This window comes from Christensenella sp. (assembly GCF_034927525.1).
In the GTDB taxonomy this organism is placed as follows: Bacteria; Bacillota; Clostridia; order Christensenellales; family Christensenellaceae; genus Christensenella.
The window spans coordinates 1-1,674 of the sequence record NZ_JAYFPU010000012.1 but is presented as its reverse complement, the minus strand read 5'-3'; the positions used below and the strand labels follow the sequence as shown (position 1 = coordinate 1,674).

The following is a 1,674-nucleotide window of genomic DNA, read 5'->3' as shown; positions in this document are numbered from 1 at the left end:
GCCGTCCGACAAAAGCAGCGCCGCGCCGCGTGCAATCGTGAGCGTGCCCAGCGTCACGATAAACGGGGCGACTTTTGCTTTTGCAACGATCACGCCGTTAAAAGCGCCGAAGGCAAGGCCTGTTAAGCATGCCATTACGATCGGAACGATAGTCGGAAACATCTGCACGCCGTCCTGCTGCTTTGCGAATGTTGCAAATACAACGCCGGACACGGCGAGGATGGAGCCGACCGATAAGTCGATACCGCCCGTTAAGATTACAAATGTCATGCCGATCGCGAGCAGCGCGTTGATGGACGTCTGCGTTAAAATCGTGATCAGATTGGTCGGCACAAAGAATTTGTCCGACGCGATCGAAAGCACAACGATCAGAATGATAAGTGCAAATACAATGCCATATTTTACAAAGATTTCTTTTGCTGTCATCCCCCTGTTGGATTCCAGCTGATTGCTTTTACTAACCATCTTTTTCTTCCTCCCCCGGTTTATTGAGCAATAACATATTCCATGATTTTTTCTTGTTTGATTTCTTCTTTGTTGGTGATCTCGCCCGTCACTTTTCCCTCATGCATCACGACGATCCTGTCTGAAAGCCCGATCAGCTCAGGCATTTCCGAGGAAACCACCACGACCGCTTTTCCCTGCTGTGCAAGTTTGTTGATCAGCTGATAAATTTCCGCTTTTGCACCGATATCGATGCCGCGCGTCGGTTCGTCCATGATGAGGATGTCCGATTCGTCCAGCAATATTTTGCCCAATACGACCTTTTGCTGGTTCCCGCCGGACAGATTTCCCACCGCCTGGTTTCTGGTCGGTGTTTTGATCGTCAGTTCACTGATCATTTTATCCGCGAGCGTGTTTTCCTTTTTGCCGTTTATGACCGGCGACTTAAAGTACTTGTTCACATTGGAAAGTGTCAGGTTATGCTTTACCGAAAGCGGGAGCACCAGCCCGACGCCCTTGCGGTCTTCATTCACCAGACCAATGCCGTTTGCGATCGCATCCTTTGGCGTGCGGATGACCGTTTCCTGTCCTTTGATAAAGACCTTTCCGTTGTCCAGCTTATCAAGACCATAGATGCAGCGCATAGTTTCTGTGCGTCCGCTTCCCATCAGTCCCGCAAAGCCTACCACCTCGCCACGGCGCACCGTGAACGAAATGTTTTCAAAAACGCCGTTTCTTGTCAGTCCCTCGACGCGCAGCATTTCTTCGCCGGCTTTTGTCTCCCGCACGGGGAACACATCTGTCAGCTTGCGCCCTACCATAGCGACGATGATCTGGTCGATATCCACCTTGCTCGACTCAAACGTATCCACCATACATCCATCGCGGAATACGGTCACGCGGTCGCTGATCTTCAGTATCTCGTCCATTTTGTGCGAGATATAGATAATGGCTACGCCCTTCGCCTTGAGCTCATTGATCACGCGGAACAGGTTTTCTACCTCCCTGTCCGTGATGGCCGAAGTCGGTTCGTCCATCACGATGACGCTCGCATCGTACGATACCGCCTTTGCGATCTCTACCATCTGCTGCTCCGATACCATCAGGCTGTTCATCGCACGTTTGGGGTTTAGTTTCACCCCCACGTTCTCAAGCCATTCCGCCGCCTTTACGTTCATTTCCTTTTGCTGCAAAACGCCGCGACGCACGATCTCTCTTCCGAGAAACATG

General features: G+C 51.3%; 2 protein-coding genes. Both read right to left on the bottom strand.

Annotated elements, in window-relative coordinates:
- Nucleotides 1-465: ABC transporter permease (locus VB081_RS00470; protein WP_442872689.1), on the bottom strand; the 465-nt coding region annotated here is incomplete at its 3' end.
- 20 nt (nucleotides 466-485) lie between these two features.
- Nucleotides 486-1,674, bottom strand: a 1,189-nt coding sequence (locus tag VB081_RS00465) for a sugar ABC transporter ATP-binding protein (protein WP_323398904.1), incomplete at its 5' end; no start/stop codon positions are given.